At 67.4% G+C, this 17348-nt stretch carries 16 protein-coding genes; 7 read left to right on the top strand and 9 right to left on the bottom strand.

All coding sequences use genetic code 11. The features are described 5' to 3' along the window. The first annotated feature begins 578 nt into the window (after positions 1–578). Complete coding sequence (locus ACFXNW_RS21300; RefSeq protein ID WP_379419475.1) at positions 579–1199, top strand: YdcF family protein; 621 nt, start codon at positions 579–581, stop codon at positions 1197–1199. Between the two features lie 44 nt (positions 1200–1243). Continuing rightward, the gene (locus ACFXNW_RS21305) at positions 1244–2281 is read left to right on the top strand and encodes a fused (3R)-hydroxyacyl-ACP dehydratase subunits HadA/HadB (protein ID WP_379419476.1); all 1038 of its coding nucleotides are present in this window, start codon (positions 1244–1246) and stop codon (positions 2279–2281) included. Positions 2282–2285: 4 nt separating this feature from the next. On the opposite strand, the gene ACFXNW_RS21310 is transcribed toward ACFXNW_RS21305, so the two are convergent. The 3 genes from ACFXNW_RS21310 to ACFXNW_RS21320 are packed head-to-tail and all read right to left on the bottom strand — an operon-like array spanning position 2286 to position 5328. Then, positions 2286–3335, bottom strand: a complete 1050-nt coding sequence (locus ACFXNW_RS21310) for an alpha/beta hydrolase (RefSeq protein ID WP_379419477.1) — start codon at positions 3333–3335, stop codon at positions 2286–2288. After that, positions 3332–4282, bottom strand: coding sequence for an acyl-ACP desaturase (locus ACFXNW_RS21315; protein WP_379419478.1), 951 nt, complete (start codon positions 4280–4282; stop codon positions 3332–3334). Before ACFXNW_RS21315 ends, ACFXNW_RS21310 begins: the two co-directional genes overlap by 4 nt. A 56-nt stretch (positions 4283–4338) precedes the next feature. Continuing rightward, complete coding sequence (locus ACFXNW_RS21320) at positions 4339–5328, bottom strand: transcriptional regulator (RefSeq protein WP_379419479.1); 990 nt, start codon at positions 5326–5328, stop codon at positions 4339–4341. A gap of 504 nt (positions 5329–5832) precedes the next feature. Here ACFXNW_RS21320 and ACFXNW_RS21325 point away from each other — a divergent pair. Next, the gene (locus ACFXNW_RS21325; protein ID WP_379419480.1) at positions 5833–7383 is read left to right on the top strand and encodes an acyl-CoA carboxylase subunit beta; all 1551 of its coding nucleotides are present in this window, start codon (positions 5833–5835) and stop codon (positions 7381–7383) included. 202 nt (positions 7384–7585) lie between these two features. Here the strand turns inward: ACFXNW_RS21325 and ACFXNW_RS21330 are convergent, their stop codons facing one another. The 4 genes from ACFXNW_RS21330 to ACFXNW_RS21345 form a co-directional block, all read right to left on the bottom strand. After that, positions 7586–8446, bottom strand: a complete 861-nt coding sequence (locus tag ACFXNW_RS21330; protein ID WP_379419756.1) for a helix-turn-helix domain-containing protein — start codon at positions 8444–8446, stop codon at positions 7586–7588. A 181-nt stretch (positions 8447–8627) separates the two neighbouring features. After that, positions 8628–9692, bottom strand: a complete 1065-nt coding sequence (locus ACFXNW_RS21335; protein WP_379419481.1) for a fused (3R)-hydroxyacyl-ACP dehydratase subunits HadA/HadB — start codon at positions 9690–9692, stop codon at positions 8628–8630. A 145-nt stretch (positions 9693–9837) separates the two neighbouring features. After that, positions 9838–11283 (bottom strand): lipase family protein, encoded by a 1446-nt coding sequence (locus tag ACFXNW_RS21340; RefSeq protein WP_379419482.1) that lies wholly within the window; start codon positions 11281–11283, stop codon positions 9838–9840. Positions 11284–11498: 215 nt separating this feature from the next. Beyond that, positions 11499–12659 carry a lipase family protein gene (locus tag ACFXNW_RS21345; protein WP_379419758.1) on the bottom strand — a complete coding sequence of 387 codons (1161 nt, stop codon included), beginning with the start codon at positions 12657–12659 and terminating at the stop codon, positions 11499–11501. A gap of 363 nt (positions 12660–13022) precedes the next feature. Here ACFXNW_RS21345 and ACFXNW_RS21350 point away from each other — a divergent pair, with 363 nt between their 5' ends. Continuing rightward, positions 13023–13265, top strand: a complete 243-nt coding sequence (locus ACFXNW_RS21350; protein WP_379419483.1) for a hypothetical protein — start codon at positions 13023–13025, stop codon at positions 13263–13265. Between the two features lie 21 nt (positions 13266–13286). Here the strand turns inward: ACFXNW_RS21350 and ACFXNW_RS21355 are convergent, their stop codons facing one another. After that, entirely contained in the window at positions 13287–14396 is a 1110-nt protein-coding gene (locus ACFXNW_RS21355) for a lipase family protein (protein ID WP_379419759.1), read from the bottom strand. Between the two features lie 173 nt (positions 14397–14569). Between ACFXNW_RS21355 and ACFXNW_RS21360 the strand changes: the two genes are divergently transcribed. From ACFXNW_RS21360 to ACFXNW_RS21370, 3 genes are all read left to right on the top strand, one after another. After that, a complete protein-coding gene (locus tag ACFXNW_RS21360) occupies positions 14570–15100 on the top strand; it encodes a DUF2599 domain-containing protein (protein ID WP_379419484.1) in 531 nt (176 codons plus the stop codon). A 16-nt stretch (positions 15101–15116) separates the two neighbouring features. Beyond that, a complete protein-coding gene (locus ACFXNW_RS21365; protein WP_379419760.1) occupies positions 15117–15776 on the top strand; it encodes an SDR family oxidoreductase in 660 nt (219 codons plus the stop codon). A gap of 265 nt (positions 15777–16041) precedes the next feature. Beyond that, positions 16042–16269, top strand: a complete 228-nt coding sequence (locus ACFXNW_RS21370) for a hypothetical protein (RefSeq protein WP_379419485.1) — start codon at positions 16042–16044, stop codon at positions 16267–16269. Between the two features lie 133 nt (positions 16270–16402). Here the strand turns inward: ACFXNW_RS21370 and ACFXNW_RS21375 are convergent, their stop codons facing one another. Next, on the bottom strand, positions 16403–17290 hold the full coding sequence (locus tag ACFXNW_RS21375) for a helix-turn-helix domain-containing protein (RefSeq protein ID WP_379419486.1): 888 nt from the start codon (positions 17288–17290) through the stop codon (positions 16403–16405). Between the last annotated feature and the right edge of the window lie 58 nt (positions 17291–17348).

The following is a 17348-nucleotide window of genomic DNA, read 5'->3' on the forward strand; positions in this document are numbered from 1 at the left end:
GACCCCGAATCGGCGACCGGCCCGGCCACCGAACGACCCGCAGCGATGTAGTCGGCCAAATCCTGCTCCGTCGGCCCGGCCGCGGCCTGCCCACCCAAGGAGCCCAACGCCAACACCGCAGCACTGGCCACCACCACCACACGCAACAACCGACGCGAGGTACTCCGTCTCATAACTTGCCTTCCTGAACAAACAACGTTCCAGCGACAGTGCCGACGTGCCGGTCGGCGGCACGGAAACTGCGCCAACGCTAAGACCGCAAGCCCCGGAAACCTTCGGGCGGAAGCGGTCTCTGGAAACCTCACGAACGACGTTGCCGACCGATAGGGACCGGACACAGCCGGGCGGCCGCGCACCACACACGGTGAATCTCACAGCGACACAACCCACTGACAGGTTCCGCATCACAACACCACGTGCATCGACACGAATCCGTGCGCCGCGAGTCCGTGAATCCTCCAGATAACCAACAAATCACGACACCTTTTCCGGCTTGTGCCGAATCATGGAGCAATACATTTCCTGACACCGCTGGTCACCGCCCGGCAAATCTTTTGGGAGCGCCCATGTTCGACTCGATGGCATCGCCGACCCGCACACATTCGGGTACCAGGGACCACCGCAGGCGACCGCTCCTGCGGCTCACCGCATTCGCTGTCCTCGGTGCGGCGACCATGGTCAGCGCGGGCCTGCACCCGCCCGCAGCGGCTGCGGATTCGACGGGTTCGGCCGAATTCGTCTCAGGACCGCTGGCGCAGGTCCACGGGCCGGGAACCGCGATTGTGGTGCTCGGCTATGGTCTGCTCCCCGACGGCACCATGCGGCCCGAGCTGATCGACCGGTTGCGCGCCGGATACGTCCAGGCCCTGCTCGCACCCGCCTCACCGATCATTGTCACCGGCGGCAACCCGCGCAACGGTGTCAGCGAAGCCGTCGCGATGGCGGACTGGCTGGTCCGGCACGGTATTCCGGTCCACCGCGTCCACCTCGACCCGGCCGCGGCCGACACCGTGCAGAACGCGCAGCACTCGGCTCAGATCATGCACGAGATCGGGGCACGGGACGCGGTCGTGGTGACCTCGGCCGACCACATCGACCGGGCGGTCGCCAGTTTCACCGACGCGGGTGTCCAGGTCGCCGCGGCCGTCACCCCGAACCACGTCCCCGCCTTCGCCTGGGTATTCGGGCCGATGCGCTGAGCCAGTGGACCACATTCGGTCCCGGTCGCAATCAAGGAGCAACTATGTCCGAGGCAGCCACCGCCCTCGCCCCCGCCGATCAGGTACGGGCACTGCTCGACCACCGGTACCGGTCCCCGCACCGATATACCGTTGGCCGGGAAAAGATTCGCGAATTCGCCCGCGCGGTACAGGACCGCCACCCCGCGCACTGGCACGAATCCGACGCCGCCACACTCGGATATCCCGGGCTGCTCGCACCGTCGACGTTCGCATCCATCATCCTGCTGCGGGTGCACCGCGAAATCCTGGATTCGGTCCTCACCGGCTACGACCCGGCCCGGATTCTGCACGCTGATCAGGTGATCGACATCGGCCGCCCGCTCATCGCGGGCGACGAGCTCACCTGCGACATCTACTTCGAATCGTTCCGCCATTTCGCCGATTACGACGTGATGGCGATCAAGAGCGTGCTCACCGACGTTCGCGGTGATGTGGTGCAGACCGGCTCGACCGCCCTGCTGGCCCGCACCGGCGAATCCGCCCGGCTCGGCGAAGCGGTCCGCCGGGTGGCGATGACCGACTGCCCGTCCGATCCCGCGCCAGGTGCGGTGACAGCTGCGGGCACCGCCCCGGTGTCCGTCATGCGTCCGCGCCACACCCCGCGCATTGCGGTCGATCCCGCGATGCTCCAGGTGGGCGCCACGCTGCCACCGCGGACGCTGCGACTGTCCCGCGGTGATCTGGTGAACTACGCGGGCGTCACCGGCGATACGAACCCGGCGCTGTTCGATGAACGCACCGCGATCGAGTCCGGCCTGCCGACGGTGGTCGCGCCAGGCATGCTCAAGCTGGGTCTGGCCGCGGGATATCTGAGTTCCTGGCTCGGTGACCCGGCCGCGGTGACCCGCCTGCGCGCCCAATTCGCCCACTACACGCACTATCTGCGGATTCCCGCGCTGGCCGCCAGTCCGATCGAGTTCGGCGGCCGGATCACCTCACTGGACCCGCGACGTCGTCGCGGCACCGTCGCCATCGAGGCACGTTCACACGGCCGCAAACTCTTCGGATATGCGGCTGCCGAAGTGCGTTTCGCCGAATGACAGGCTAACGCGGCGGCGGGACAGGAAGCTCCAGCGCCTTCGCGAGGGTCGGCCAGGTCAGTGGCAGCTGCGCCCGGAAATCCGGCCAGGTGTGCATGCCTTCGGCAAGCAGGTCGACCGTGGCCGGGATATCGAGTTCGTCGAGCCGTGCGGCGAGCCGTTCGGTACACGATCGGGCGCCGGCTTCCAGCGCCGCGCCGCCACCCATCTCCCCCAGTGCCGCGACGATATCCGGTGCCCGCGCCACCTCCGCCAGGTCCACTCCGGTCGGTGCGCCCGTGGCGGCCGACAAGTAGATCGCGGTACCACGGAGCCTTTCAGCACCGAGCAGGCTGTCATGTGCGGCCCACTCCGGTGAGGACGGCGGACCCCACAGGTTCTCCGGGTTTCCCCCACGCGAGGCGACGGTGATGGTGGTGACCGCGCGCCCCAATTGGTCCGAGGTCGAATAGCATCCGCTCATCCCCGCGACCGCGCGGTACATCCCCGGATGTCGCTGAGTGAGCATCATCGCTGCCTGTGCACCCATCGAGACACCGGCGATCGCGCGTGCGCCGGTCCCGCCGAGATAGGTTTCCACCAGAGGCGGCAGCTCCTCGGTGAGGAAGGTTTCCCACCGGTTCAGCCCGAGTGCGGCATCGGTGCGCACCCAGTCGCTGTACATGCTGCCGGTGCCCCCGGTGGTGAGCACGACGTCGACCGGTTTGTCGGCGAAGAACTCATCCGCGCCGCCCTTGGTGAGCCAGCCCGAGGTCTTCTCGCCATCGACGCCGTCGAGTAGATACAGCGTGGGTCGTGGCGCCGGGCCGGTGCCGATCAATGTGTCGATCGCGATGACCCGCCGCATCGCCGCGGACGCGATATGCAGCCGGATGCGCTGCTTACCGAGGACTTCGATGCGTACCAATGATGTTCGGGTGATGGCGGATTCTGCCGTCGGTGTTGCCCCTGGCGCCCGCGGCATCGGGTCGACGGGTATGCCCCCAGCAGGAGTCGCGCAGACGGCGGCGATCATCGCCATCGCCGCCGCCGTCACCGGTATCCGTGCTCTCATCCGGCCGCAGCGGCCCGTTCCGCACGGCGCGCGGCCGCCGCCTCGCGACGTTCGTCGAACCGGTTCGCCCGCTGTTCGAGGTCCTGTAGGAAGGTGTCGAGTTCCTCGCGCGCCCGTTCGCCCGCGCCGGAGAGGTCGGTGCGCTCGAAGATCCGCCAGGCGCGCAGCACCGGCCGCACCACCACATCGAGGTGCTGCCGGAGGTCGTAGATTCCGTTCTTGGCCAGTACCACTGAGTTTCGCCGGAAATCGGGCTGGGTCAGCCCGGGCATCTGGAATCGGGTAACCACATCGGTGATTGCGCGCAGCATCTCATCGGGCGCGAGATCCAATGCGGCGCCACTGATTGTGCGATAGAAGATCATATGCAGGTTTTCGTCGGCGGCGATTCGCTGGAGCATACGTTCTGCGATCGGTTCGTTACAAGCGAGCCCGGTATTGCGGTGGCTGATCCGCGTCGCCAGCTCCTGGAACGTGACGTAGGCGGTGGACCGCAAAAACTGTGACCCCTTTTCGGGTTTCGCGACACCGGTGGTCATATGTGTCATTCGCGCCTGTTCCAGCGCGACCGGGTCGACCGCTCGGGTCACCACCAGATAATCCCGCATCGCGATGGCATGGCGGTTCTCCTCGGCCGTCCAGCGCCCCACCCAGGTGCCCCACACCCCGTCCTGAGTGAAGGTGTCGGCCAATTCGCGGTGATAGGAGGGCAGATTGTCCTCGGTCAGCAAATTGGTCACCATGGCGATACGGGCCACCTCGGACAGGTTGGATTGCCCCGGTTCCCAATCGATTCCGCCGAGCGCCGCGAAGTTCCTGCCGTCATCCCACGGGACATAGTCGTGCGGGTTCCAGGCCTTTGCCTTGCGCAGGTGATCGTCGAGTTGGCGTTCGGCGATCGGCTCCAGCTCACGCAGGATGTCCAGATCGGTCAGCGCAGTGGTCACAACGTTCTCCTGTCCCGCCCCGTCCCCGAGGCGAAGTCGACGATATGCGCGGGTGTTCAGGCCGAGCGGCCGATTCGCACGTCGTTGGGGGTATCGACGACGGGTCTGCGGGGCAACTGGGCACAATCACAGCCATCGGCGTCGCTGTCGTCGGTGATCCGGTAGAGCCCTGGCGGATGACCTGAGCCGCGGATGTGGTCGAGCTCGTCGTGGGCGCGCCCGGCCAGCTCCGGGATACGCGAGGTCGCACCGCAGATCACGGCGGCGCTCAGCGGAACCCCTGCGGCCTCGCCGACCACCTCGAGTACCTCACCGGTCATCGTGGGCGAGGGTGCGAACGCGGATGCGGCGTCCTGCGGGATCAGCACTGTCCCGCCGTCGGCCGACAGCAGCGACAACGACCGCGAACCGAGCGGCGCTGCCAGGGCCGTCTGCACTCGGCGCAGTTTTCGCCTGCCCGCCGACACCGCGCCGATCCCGGGACCGCGCTCATCCGGATGCGGCGGTATCGCCAGCGCCACCACCTGGTAGGCCGGCGCCACGGTGATGCCGGTGCGCCGGGCCAGTGCACTGACCCCGTGCCCGCTGAGCAGTGCCGATACCAACGTCTGCGCGGCCGTCTGGTGCTCGCGGGCGACGACGCTGTGCTCGTCGAGGTAGGCCGCCGACGCGGTCACCGTCACCAGCTCCAGGACCCGCACCATGAGCTGGGTCCCGGCGAGTAGCTCAGCCGCCGAACCATCGCGGGCGTCGGCGTGGTCCGCCAGGAACTCGAGCCCTTGGCGAATCCCCTCGTGGTAGGCGCCGAGGACAGTTTCGAGCGCGACGCCCTCACGGGCCCAGCGGACCGCCGAACCCGCGACGGCGTCCGCGCCTGCGCCGGGTCGCGCGCCGCGCGGTTGCAGCTGCTGCACGGCTTCGGCCAAGCAGTGGCGCACCGTTGCCGCTATGTCGCCCCCGTTGGTACCCCGTGTTCGGCGCATCAGAAATCGCACGAGTTTCGCTTCCAGGCTCGAGGTATCCGCGCCGGCCTGTGTGCCCATCATGACTACCGGACGATATCGGTGATCAGCGCCGAAATTGCCGGGAGCGGAGTGGAATCGGATAAGTCATGAGGGCAATAGTGGCCCGTTGGGTGGAATCACAATCAGATAACAGACCGCGGGTACGATGGCCCGCGCGCGCAGCCCGCACAGCGCCACGGAGTTTATGGGACACGGCGCCGGCCGCGCATTTCCCGGCGCCGCGTCGCGGCCACTGTACGACTGCGCAGCCCCAGGTGACAGCGGTCGGCACCGCATTCGGGACCGATCACCAGCGCCGCCTTCCCGGTCAGGGATTACGCACAAAATCCGACCGGCCGCGATGGATTTCCGGCGTGGTCGGATCGAGAGCCTTACAGGGCTCGCTGTGAGGAGTCCCATGAGATCACTACCGCCTCTGTGCGCGGACCCTCAACGGGGTTAGCATCGAGCGCTGCGCCACCGCACGGCTCGCCCGCGCGCTGGTTCTACGGCGCAGGCGAATGTGAAGGGCTGGATCCACAGGTAATGAGCGGTACTCGAGAGAAGCTGGAACAGCTGCAGGGCATCCTGGAGCTCGCCGAGGAACCCGCCGGCGAAGCCGGTATCACCAAGCGCAAACAGAAGGGCATTCCGAGCGCAAGGCAACGAGTCCGCGCACTGCTGGATCCGGGCAGCTTCGTCGAGATCGGGGCACTCGTGCGCCAGCCTGCGACCGATAATGCCATGTACGGCGACGGCGTAGTCACCGGACGCGGTCGCATCGATGGCAGGCCGGTGGTGGTCGTCGCCCATGATCAGACTGTGTTCGGTGGGTCGGTGGGCGAGATGTTCGGCCGCAAGGTCGCCGCCGCGCTGGACTTCGCCCTCGACAACGCTTGCCCGGTGGTGGCGATCAACGACTCCGGTGGCGCCCGCATCCAGGATGCGGTCACCTCCCTGGCCTGGTACGCACTGATGAGCCGCAGGCAGGGCAAGCTGTCCGGTTTCGTCCCGCAGGTCTCGATCATGCTGGGTAAATGCGCGGCCGGTTCGGTGTACGCCCCGGTCAACACCGATGTGCTGATCGCGACCGAGAAGTCCTACATGTTCGTCACCGGCCCCGAGGTCATCAAGGAGGTGACCGGTGAAGAGGTCAGCATGGAGGAGCTGGGCGGCGCACACGTCCAAGCCGCCAACGGCACTGTGCACCATGTCGCGGCTACCGAGCAGGATGCCTTCGACTGGGCGCGCAACTACCTCAGCTTCCTGCCGTCGAGCTGCCTGGAGCAGCCGCCGATCGTCAACCCGGGCCTCGAGCCCGAGCGCACCGACTCCGACCTCGAGCTGAACTCGATCATCCCGGACTCCGATACCCACGGCTACGACATGCACGACATCCTGTTGCGCATCTTCGACGACGGCGAGTTCCACGAAATCAGCGCCGCCACCGCACCGAACCTGATCACCGGGTTCTCCCGCGTCGACGGCCGCAGCATCGGCGTGGTCGCCAACCAGCCGATGGCCCTCGGCGGCGCCATCGACGCCCAATGCTCGGATAAGGCGACCCACTTCATCCGGCTGTGCAACGCCTTCGGCCTGCCGCTGGTCTTCGTGGTCGACACCCCTGGAGTGCTTCCGGGTGTGGAGGAGGAACGCAGCGGCGTCATCAAACGCGGTGGACGTTTCTTCCGCGCGGTGCTCGAGGCGACGGTGCCGATCGTGACGGTCGTGGTCCGTAAGGCCTACGGCGGCGGGTACGCGGTGATGGGCTGCAAGCAGCTCGGCGCCGATATCAGCCTGGCCTGGCCGACCGCACGAATCGCCGTCATGGGCGCGCAGAGCGCGGTGAGCATCGTCGGGCGCAAACAGCTGTCGATGGTGCCCGCCGACCAGCGCGAGGCCGCGCGCGATTTCATGATCGACCAGTACAACGCCACCACCGCCACACCGTGGATCGCGGCCGAACGCGGCTACATCGACGCCGTCATCGAACCGGCCGACACCCGGCTCGAGATCCGGCGCGCGTTGCAGCTGCTGCGCGACAAGGGCACGGTCGCCGAATACGATCCGCGTAGGCACAGCCTGTTTCCGGTGTAGTCCAGTTGTGTTCACTCACAACCGTTTCCGTTGCCCGCAGGAGAATGTCCGAGATCGCGCGCCGGGCAATGCCGCGCGCCACTCTGTCCTCTAACGTCGGTGCCGTGCCCGGTTCTCGTTCGCCGCGTCGACCGGGCACACGGCCTGCCCGGCGAGCTCGTTCCCTACCCTTGCTCGCCGGGCACGCCACTGTCTGCGGTGGTCAGGATTCTTCGCCGGTCGGGTGCCGCAGAATCGGCGGCTGCCGCCGCCGCAGCGCCCGCAGCAGGCCGGGGGTGCATTCCGGCGGTGTCGCATGTACCAGCAGCTGATTTGCCACCGCACGGTAGGCGTCGAGGTCGGCACGTTTGTCCAGATACAGTGCGCCGGTGAGCTGCTGGATGTAGACGATGTCGGGCAGATCGGGCTCGGCGAAGCGCAGTACGGTGAACGCGCCCTCGGTGAGCGCAGGGCCGCCCACATGGTCGGCCAGCAGTTGCACGGTGATGTTGGGCTGCTCCACCGCCGCCATCACCCTGTCGAGCTGTTCGTTCCATACTGCCGACCCGCCGATGCGGCGACTCAACGCCGCCTCCTCCACCATCAGCCACAACTGAGGCGGGTCGGGGCGGGTGAGGATTTCCTGGCGGCGCATCCGCAGCGCGACCCGGCGTTCGATGGCATCCTCGGATTCGGCCGGATGGGCGAGTCGGATCAGGGCCCGCGCGTATTCGGCGGTCTGCAACAACTCCGGGACCGCACGCGGTTCGTATCCGCGAATCATCGAGGCGGCCTGTTCGAGCCCTAGGTAGATGTCGAACCATTTGGGCAGCCAGTCGTTGTCGCGATGCCACCACCCCGAGGTGCCCGCTTCCTGGGCGAGCCGACGGAACTCATCGACCTCCGCCGGGTCGGTGACGCCGTAGAGGCCGAGCAGATCCACCAGATCGCGCTCGCGGATCGGGGTTCGGCCCAGTTCGATGCGGCTGATCTTGGAATGCGAGCCGCGGATGTGCTCACCGGCGGCCTCCCTGGAGATGTTGCCCGCCTCGCGCAGGCGTCGTAACCGGCCGCCGAGCACCATCCGTAACACGGTCGGCCCGCCGTCGAACGCGGGGGTCCGCTCCCCCGCTCCCCGTGGGATGTCGGCCGGGACAGAACGTAGCTGCGAGGCACCCATCCTTCGAGTCTCCCATGGATCGAGGCGCGGGCCGACGCGAAAAACATTCGCTCGTACTGGTATTCGGACCGCTCATCGGCCGCTATCAGCGCAGTAGGACCTCGGCGGTAGCCCTTCCGAACAGTTTGCGACCGCCGCATGTCGCGGTGATCGCCACCGTCGCCGACCGTCGCCGCGGGTCGAGCGCCTTGATCCGACCGTGGAATTCGACCGCCCCCGCACGCGCAGGCTCGATCGGGGCGAAGCCGGCGAACCGGACGCCGTAGTACGTCACCGCTGCCGGATCGCCCAGCCACCCGGTGACATAGCCGGCACCCAAGCCCATGGTCAGCAGGCCGTGCGACACCACATCGGGCAGCCCTGCCGACCGTGCGACGCGGTCGCTGTAGTGGATCGGATTGGAATCGCCGGAGACTCCGGCGTAGTTGACCAGATCCCCGCGTGAGAGCGCGATCGTGCGCGACGGCAACAGATCACCGACCGCGACGTCCTCGAAGGGGATACGCGCGCGAGAGGACCGTATCGGTTCCGGGTCGGCGGGGGCCAGTTGATCGAAGCATTCCACGACGGCAGGTTCGTCAGCGTCCTGCGCGCAGCGGGCCGCGGCGGCCAGCCGATCGGCCTTCGAATGTCCGGACATGATCACCCCGTCCACCGCCGCCGCCAGCTCCTGCGCGACGACCGTCCCGGTGACCGCGACAACGGTGGTGTGCGCGATCTGCACGACCTCCTTGTACTCATCGGTGAGCACGTTGCGGGTGACCATGAAGTCCTTGTCGCCGAACTGGCGAAACGACTCGACGTAGGCATCACAGCGCAGCCGATCACCGGCCACGAGCGGGCGATACATCTCGATGGTCTGCTCGGTCTGCAACACCTGACTGATGTCGTAGCCGGTGAGTACGGCTTCGAACATGGCGCGCTGCATCTGGAGCCACACCACCGACGGGAACGTCAACGGTGCGATCAGCGCGTCGTAGCCGAGCTCCGCGGCGGCGTCTTCGCGCCAATGCGCGGGGTGGTGGTCCTGCACCGCCCTGGCGAACTCGCGGATCTTCTCGCGACCGACCTCGTAATGGTCGATCATGCGATAGTGCCGCCCGACGAGCGCCGCCGCTTGCGCCGAGGCCGTGGTCGAAGTGTCGTTCATCTGCCCTGCCTTCCGGCCCAGCGCAACTCCGCCGGGACCGGGTAAAGGTATCGGCGCCACGCGGTGCCCGCCCGCTCGCGGCGCGACTCTGGGCCCGACGACAACCAGCGCGCACCGGTGTTCGTCGACGATCACAAACTGCCCGTCAGCACTCGGTGACCGCGGGGACACCGCGTAGTCGCTCGTCCAGCCACAGCATCGCCTCCGGGTAGCCGAGTCCGGCGGCGACGATGTGCTCGCCGAAGACGCTGCGATACACGGCCGTGGCACCGAGCGCGCATTGCTCGTCGAACAGGGCTTTCGCCGCCTCGGCGGGCAGCCAGAACTCCTGTTCGCCGTGGTAGATGTAGAGCGGTGTCCCCGCCCGCAGGCCCGTCATCCGGGTCACCCGGTAGATGTCGGCGGCCAACGGTGAACGCAGCGGATCGGCCATATCGGCGGCGATATCGATCGGCAGATGCAGAATGCCCGGTAGCGCGAACACCGACACGCACTGGTCCTTCATCGGTGAGACGGCCACCCACTGGGCCAGGTGATTCATCCGGTCCAGGATCTCCGGGCGTTCCCGGCCGATGGCGAGGACCGCAGCCATGAACACTCCCGAGGCCAGATTGGCGTTCATGCTGCGCGCGAGCACCTCGTAGTCGGCAGGCACACCACCCAGTGCGGCACCGGCGATCACCGACGCGAGTTCCGGGGCATAGCCGTCGATGAGTTTCACCGCGCCGTGTGTCGCGATGGCACCGCCGGAATAGCCGGTGATGCCGAAGCGGCTCGTACCGAACTCCTGCGGGGCGAGCCCGCGGACAGCGCGGATCGCGTCGAGTACGGCATGGCCCGCCACATAGGGTTCGGCGTAGGCCATGCGCGGACCCTCATGGTCGGGAATCAACAACGCATAGCCACGCAGCAGCGCCAGCTGCGAGGTCGGCGGGATGAAGTCGGTCAGCGCGGTATGCGCCGAGAAGCCGTGCGCCAGCGTGTATCCGGGTGTGCAGTCGCGGCCGAGGGCATCGATGGGCAGGTTGTTCACCACCACCGGGCGCGCATCCTGGCCGGTCCACGCGGCGGCAGGCACCGCCAGGGTCGCGGTCGCGAACGACGGGCGGCCGTGCGCGTCCTCGGTGCGGTATTTCACCAGCTGCGCCCTGGCGATCGGCACGGTCAGCAGCGGCGCAGCCGTCGCGGTGATGTCGCGTATCTCGAGTACCTGACCGTTGGGATGGACCGCCAGATCCGCGGGCCAGATATCGAACATCGGATCGCCCACCGGCGAGGGCAGCACCGCCTGATGCAGCGCCGCCGACTCCGGCGATGTCAACGCGGGCGATGCCGGCGCGGGTGCGGCCCCCGGCGCCGGGCTAGGCGGCAGCGCGGGAATCGGCGGGGGCGGTATCACCTGGTCGATCCACTGTTGGATGCCGGGCAATATCGCTGCCGGATCGGGTAATGCCGGTGGTGGCGGCACCGGGATACCCCACGCGGGCGCGCCCGGAGGCGGAGCGGGAACAGGCGGCTGGGCCATCGCGGGCCCGGTCGAGAGCATCCCCGCGACCAGGGCCGCGACGACGGCGGCTCGTATGGATCTCATGGCACCCGCCTCTTGCAGCGACGTCGAACGCCGGCGCCCGGAGATGCGGTTGTCGAACCCCCGAACCCCCCCTTGTTGATCCGGGGCCGGAAGATCAGATTACGCGGCGGCGCACACCCGGACACCGCATCGTGCCCGAGTTGTGCGCGTCGCGACGCCGGATCGTAACGGTCAGTGCGGTTGCGGGTGCGCCCAGCGTTTTTCGGTGCTCTGCCTCAGCAGTTGCTCGGTGCGGGTTCGCCGCGGAACCTGGCATCGATCCAGACCAGCGCTGCAGGAAGACCGAGCACCGCAGCGGTCAGATGATCCGGTACCGCCACGGTCTCGGCCTGCACCTTGGTACCGGCCCCACACCAGCGGCGGTTGGTGTTGACGATCGAGTCGACCGGAACCAGGCCGTCGATCGGGGAATGCCATTCGAAGACCGGCATCGTCGGGGCACCGTCGTAGAGCTCGAGACTGTTCTCCTCGACCACGGCGCGCGCCTGCGGATCGTCGATCATCGATGTGGTCTTGGCGAAATCCAGGGCACCATGGCCTGCACCCGTCGCGAGAATGCCATTGGTGCAACTGTTGGCTATCGCGGCCCGTGCCGCCAGGCCCCGCGCGTTGAGCTGCTCACTGAGCGGGAACCGGTTCGGATACTCCCGTTCCAAACCGAGTCCGGCCGCCAATGCCAGCCCGAACACCGGATGCGACCCGAGGCCGAGCCCCTCGAGCATTTTCACCAGGTTCATCGGCACCCCACCCATCGCGGCGCCGGCAATCTCCAGCTCCGGAGCGTAGGTCGGCTGCAGGGCCGCGGCCCATGCGGTGGCCATGCCGCCACCGGAGTAGCCGACCATCGACACCGGGCTGTGCTCGACTTCGAGCTCACGCACCTGTTTGACCGCGCGGATGCCGTCCAGGGTCACCAGCCCGCCCAATTTCGCTGCACCGTAAGCGAAGTTCGGACCCAGGTGATCCGGCAACGCCACACTCCAGCCACGCTGCAGCAGCAGGTTCCACGCAGGCGCTTCCCGCACCATCAGGTCTGGATCGGTCGTGTACAGCACCCGCGACACCGAGCACTGGGCACCGAGGGCGTTGATGATGTGCTGCATCGACAGCAGCGGGCCGTCCTTGCGATGCGCGCGCGGGGTCAGCACCGTGGTGGTCGCCGCGATCGGCTTACCGGTGGAATTGGTGGAACGGAACCGCACCGCGGTCACCGTCGTATCCGGGAAGATCGCCAGTGGCGGCATCTGACGGACCGCGAGCACATCGCCCGGCTGCTTGTCGGCCAGTCCCGGCGGCTCGGCGTAGAACGGATCAGGGTCGGGAGCGGGATACAGCGGCGAAGAGTTCGCCTGGGCGGCCGTGCCGACGATCATCATCACTCCGACGGCCAACGCGCCCGCCACACGTAGCAGCCGCCGACGCGGCCGTCCCTTTCCGGTCGAAGGTTTGGCCTGCCACATCGACGTCGAGCCTCCCGTAATACGCGATCAGTTTGTGAACATGCTGTGTCGTGGCAGCCCGCTACGGCTTGTTACCGAGCAGTCCTTTTGACAATTCACAAGTTTGAGCCGCTCCACCTGTGATCGACGGTGGTGGACTCTGGTGAGAATCTCCGACACTGCTGCGGGTGCCGCTGTGAATTGTCCAGCACGCTCGCTGGAACATGTTCTCGGTAATGGTGAGGACTTACCGTCACACATACCGGCGCCGATGCCGACGCCGCGGAAGGAGACGGTGATATGGACGGCACAGCCCACGCATTCGCCTATCGCACCCGCCACGTGGAGGCGCCGACGCGGCGCGTCACCGTCTACTTCGACGGCCCGACACCGGACGACGCGCTGATCCTCGAGTACGCGGCGACCAACACCGAGGCATGGGAATTCACCTCGGCCGCGGTACATGCCGGACTCACGGTCACCGTCGACGGCATGGTCCGCCCCGGGCTGCGCCGGCTGCCGTGTAGTTCGCTGTGGCATTGACCTAGTCGCTTCCCGGCAGTTTCAAGCCCGGCCCAGAATCCGGTGCAGGAACGCGAGCACGGCGGGGAACGCCTGATCGGCGGTCTCGAGATGGTCGCCCGGATAGACCTCCACCTGCAGGTCGGTGCCCGACAGTCGCAGCTCGGCGATGAGTTTCGCGCTCAACGGCGCGGGCACTTCCAGATCGGCGAGGCCCTGGGCGATGAGCAACGGTGTCGTATACCCCGAGGTGGGAATGCGCATCATCGTCTCGGCCGCAGCCCACAGCGCCGGATCGTCGAGCGGACGGCGCAGCATCGCGCCGATGGCGACGTCTTTCACCCGCTCATCGGCCTCGCTCACGCATTCGGACTCCACGATCCGCAGCACGTCCTGGCCGACCGGCGTCAGATAGCTGTCGATATCGAGTTCAGGCGCGGTGACCCGAAGCCCCGCAAGCAGTAGACCGAAGTAGGTGGTGGTCCGGCGCAACGGCAGCTCCGGAATCCACGGACCGGCCAGCGGCACCGCCAGCTCCAAATTCGACGGCGCTCCCGTCGCGGCAGCACCGCGGAAATCGAGTTCCGGCGCGTCAGTGCGCGCAAGTTGCGCGGTGAACAGGGCGGTCTGACCACCCTGGGACTGACCGAGGACCGCCCACCGCGCACTCAGGTCGTCGACCGCTGTCCGCGCGGCCCGCATACCGTCGACCACACTGCGCGCCTGTGACGGGCCGTCCAGGTAGGGGTGGATGCCCGGCGTTCCGAGCCCGACATAGTCGGAGACCACCACCGCGTAGCCGGCGTCGAGTAGCAGTGGATAGACGGTGTCGAGGTAGTAGTCACGCGGATTCACGGTGAATGCGCAGTGGTCGGCGATACCGACCGAACCGTGCGCGTATGCCACGACCGGCCAGCCACCCGGCGGCGGCGTGCCGGGCGGTAGGTACACCGCGGCGGTACTCTGCATCGGCCCGCGTGGACCACGCGACCAGTAGGTCAGCCGTTGCGCCGACGCCGCCTGCGGCACCAGCAACCGCCCCGACAGTGCCACCGATCCGGTGACCGTACCCGGCGCGTCCGCCTCGGCCGCGGCCACCGGATTCGCCAGTACGACGGCCACCGCGACTACCGCACCCGCTGTCGCCATCATGATCCGAGTCCGCTTCACCGACCGACTATCACCACCGTCGGCCCGTACGGGCAAGACACCACAATCAGTGGGGCGCGGCCTGCCGGGTCGCGATCGGGCCATTCGCCGCGGCAACTACTAAGCTCGATCGGACGGCAGGTGGTGCCGTCGACGAGTTCGGAGGATCGATTTCTATGGGGCGACGAACCGCAGGGGCGGTCTGCGCACTCCTCCTCCCCGCCGCGCTCGCGCTGGCAGGCTGCGGATCCGATGACTCCCCCTCGGCCGCGCCGGCCCCGACATCCACCGCCGCACCCACCACGACGCCGCCTGCCAGGACAACACCCGAGGCCGCGCTGCCCGGCGCGCCCGCCGAAACCCCGCTGGCCTCGGCGCCGACCGTCGACCCGTATGCCGGCCAGCCCCTGATCGACCACGTCGTCTGGACCGGAAACATCGACGGTCCCCGCCTGCTGGTCCACCCCACCATCGCCGGTCGCAAGACCACCTACCCCGGCTCCGACGAACGCGCCTGGCAGGAAGTACTCGCCCAGTCCCCCGAGGCGGGCAGCCCCGGCATGCGCGACCAGTTCATCTGCCACTGGGATTGGGCGCGCATCGTCGCACCGGACAAGCCCAGCTGGAATCTCGAACCCTGGCGTCCCGATGTCGGCTATCTGGCCGTCGTCGAGGCGCGTTGCAATCCTGGTGGACCGGAACGGTGATGGAAAGGACTCGATGATGCGCATCGTCATGGCGGGCGGACACGGCAAGATCGCACTGCTGCTGGCCGAATTGCTCACTGGCCGCGGGCACAGCGTCGTCGCGCTGATCCGTAATCCCGGCCACGCCCCGGAGGTGTATGCCGTCGGCGCCGAACCGGTCGTCATCGATCTCGAACGCGCCGAGGTCGCCGATCTCGCCGCGACCGTCCAGGGTTCGGACGCCGTGGTTTTCGCGGCCGGCGCCGGGCCCGGCAGCACTGCGGCGCGCAAGTACACCGTCGACCGTGACGGTTCGGTACTGCTCGCCGACGCAGCCGAAGCCTCCGGTGTGCGCCGGTTCCTCCAGATCTCCACGATGGGCGCCGGATTGCCGCCCGCCCCCGGGCGCGATGAGGTCTGGGCGGCCTACATCGATGCCAAGACCCAGGCCGAAGACGACCTGCGCGCCCGCGATCTCGACTGGACCATCCTGCGCCCGGGCGTGTTGACCGACCACGGACCCACCGGCCAGGTCACGCTCGCGTCGCCGCGGCTGGCGCGCGGCGATATTGCCAGAGCCGATGTCGCCGCGGTGCTCGCCGAACTGCTGTCTGCCGGTCACACCGCGGGCATGACCTTGGAGCTGGTCGGCGGCGACACCGCCATCGCAGACGCGGTCGCCGGCCTCGGACGCTGAGGATTTGCCCCGCCAAAACCGATGCGGGCGCGTGCATTAGATCGTGCAGATGTGCTTGCATCTGAAAGGCACATCAACTTAGACTCGGTCCTACGACGCTTTACAGGGGACAACCAAGAAGGCCGCGTGAGCGCGCCGGCGGTTGAGATCACCATCGGTTCGCTGCCGCCTGACATGAGGGGCGTTCATGCAACAACCACTACCCAGCGGCCGGTTCGCAGTTGCCGATACCGTCATGGCCGCCCGGTCGGCGAACGGTATTGATATGAGCACTATCTCGGCCACCGGCGGCCGGCGCATCCGCACCCACACCAGGGAGAACGCCGTCGCGTTCGTTATCGATGCGGTCGAATCCACCGGTGCGGCAACACGTTACGATTTCGATATCGACCAGATCGTGACCACGGTGCACGCACTGGCAGACGATTGGGATTTCGGCGGGTTGCAGAGCGCCACCTTCTGGCGCGTCGCGTCCAGCTTTATCAAGGAGTAACCGGCCCGCTCCGGTTGCGGCACCGCCCGCGATGGCGCCTGCCTGCCCGGCGGCACTCCGATCACCTAACAACCGGCCGTGATCGCTTGCGAAGCAAGCACACACGGCCGAGATTGTTCAATGGGGAGCCTGCTCACAGGCCTTTCGCGTAGTCGCTGATGATCTCGATCGAGCGCTCGGGCCGGGCGGCCTGCACGCTGAGCCGATCCATCACCGACAGGTACAGCGCCAGATCCTCGCGCCGATCCAGATACAGCGCGCTGGTCAGATGCTCGAGGTAGACGATATCGGGCAGTTCCGCCTCGGCGAAGCGCAGGATACTGAACGAACTTCCCGCCGCGGCATGTTCGCCTGCCGAATAGGGCACCACCTGGATGGTGACGCTGGGCAGCTGCGCCAGCTCGACGAGGTGGGCCATCTGCGCGCGATGCACCTCGGCGCCGCCGACCGGACGATGCAGCGCGGCCTCGTCGATGACCGCCCAGACGATCGGCGGATCGGCCCGGTGCAAGATCTCCTGCCTGCGCTGACGCACCGCGACGCGGCGATCGGTGTTGGCGTCCTCATAACCGAGAGTGACCACAGCACGCGTGTATTCGGGGGTCTGCAGCAGCCCGGGCACCAGATGGGCTTCATAGGTGCGGATCTTCGTCGCGGCCTGCTCGAGCCCCAGATACGTACCGAACCAGGACGGCAGCAGATCGCTGTAGCGATGCCACCATCCCGGTTCGTTCGCCTTGCGCGCGAGATCCAGGAAGGTCTCGCGCTCCTCGGGATCGTGGACGCCGTAAAGGGTCAGCAGATCCCGGATATCCCGTTCCTTGAAACCGGTGCGGCCGAGCTCGAGGCGGCTGATCTTGGCATGTGATCCGCGGATGGCGTCGCCTGCGGCCTCGCGGGTGATGCCTTTACCCTCCCGCAGTTTACGTAGCTGGCCACCTAGCGCGATCCGTAGCACAGTCGGACCACGTTCCGCGACAACGGATTGCACACGACCATCGTCATCGGGCTCTGCGATCATGGAGTCGTCTCCGATACTCGGGAATTACCCACAGTGTGTCACAAACGAGACCGTGTAC

It is taken from the genome of Nocardia sp. NPDC059180 (assembly GCF_042754945.1).
Lineage (GTDB): Bacteria > Actinomycetota > Actinomycetes > Mycobacteriales > Mycobacteriaceae > Nocardia.

Coding starts and splice junctions, on each gene's coding strand:
- ACFXNW_RS21340 (WP_379419482.1), bottom strand. CDS start 11,283: ATGAGATCCATACGAGCCGCCGTCGTCGCGGCCCTGGTCGCGGGGATG.
- ACFXNW_RS21305 (WP_379419476.1), top strand. CDS start 1,244: ATGTCCGAGGCAGCCACCGCCCTCGCCCCCGCCGATCAGGTACGGGCA.
- ACFXNW_RS21375 (WP_379419486.1), bottom strand. CDS start 17,290: ATGATCGCAGAGCCCGATGACGATGGTCGTGTGCAATCCGTTGTCGCG.
- ACFXNW_RS21335 (WP_379419481.1), bottom strand. CDS start 9,692: ATGAACGACACTTCGACCACGGCCTCGGCGCAAGCGGCGGCGCTCGTC.
- ACFXNW_RS21360 (WP_379419484.1), top strand. CDS start 14,570: ATGGGGCGACGAACCGCAGGGGCGGTCTGCGCACTCCTCCTCCCCGCC.
- ACFXNW_RS21345 (WP_379419758.1), bottom strand. CDS start 12,659: ATGATGATCGTCGGCACGGCCGCCCAGGCGAACTCTTCGCCGCTGTAT.
- ACFXNW_RS21350 (WP_379419483.1), top strand. CDS start 13,023: ATGGACGGCACAGCCCACGCATTCGCCTATCGCACCCGCCACGTGGAG.
- ACFXNW_RS21330 (WP_379419756.1), bottom strand. CDS start 8,446: ATGGTGCTCGGCGGCCGGTTACGACGCCTGCGCGAGGCGGGCAACATC.
- ACFXNW_RS21365 (WP_379419760.1), top strand. CDS start 15,117: ATGCGCATCGTCATGGCGGGCGGACACGGCAAGATCGCACTGCTGCTG.
- ACFXNW_RS21310 (WP_379419477.1), bottom strand. CDS start 3,335: ATGAGAGCACGGATACCGGTGACGGCGGCGGCGATGGCGATGATCGCC.
- ACFXNW_RS21370 (WP_379419485.1), top strand. CDS start 16,042: ATGAGCACTATCTCGGCCACCGGCGGCCGGCGCATCCGCACCCACACC.
- ACFXNW_RS21355 (WP_379419759.1), bottom strand. CDS start 14,396: ATGATGGCGACAGCGGGTGCGGTAGTCGCGGTGGCCGTCGTACTGGCG.
- ACFXNW_RS21320 (WP_379419479.1), bottom strand. CDS start 5,328: ATGATGGGCACACAGGCCGGCGCGGATACCTCGAGCCTGGAAGCGAAA.
- ACFXNW_RS21300 (WP_379419475.1), top strand. CDS start 579: ATGGCATCGCCGACCCGCACACATTCGGGTACCAGGGACCACCGCAGG.
- ACFXNW_RS21325 (WP_379419480.1), top strand. CDS start 5,833: ATGAGCGGTACTCGAGAGAAGCTGGAACAGCTGCAGGGCATCCTGGAG.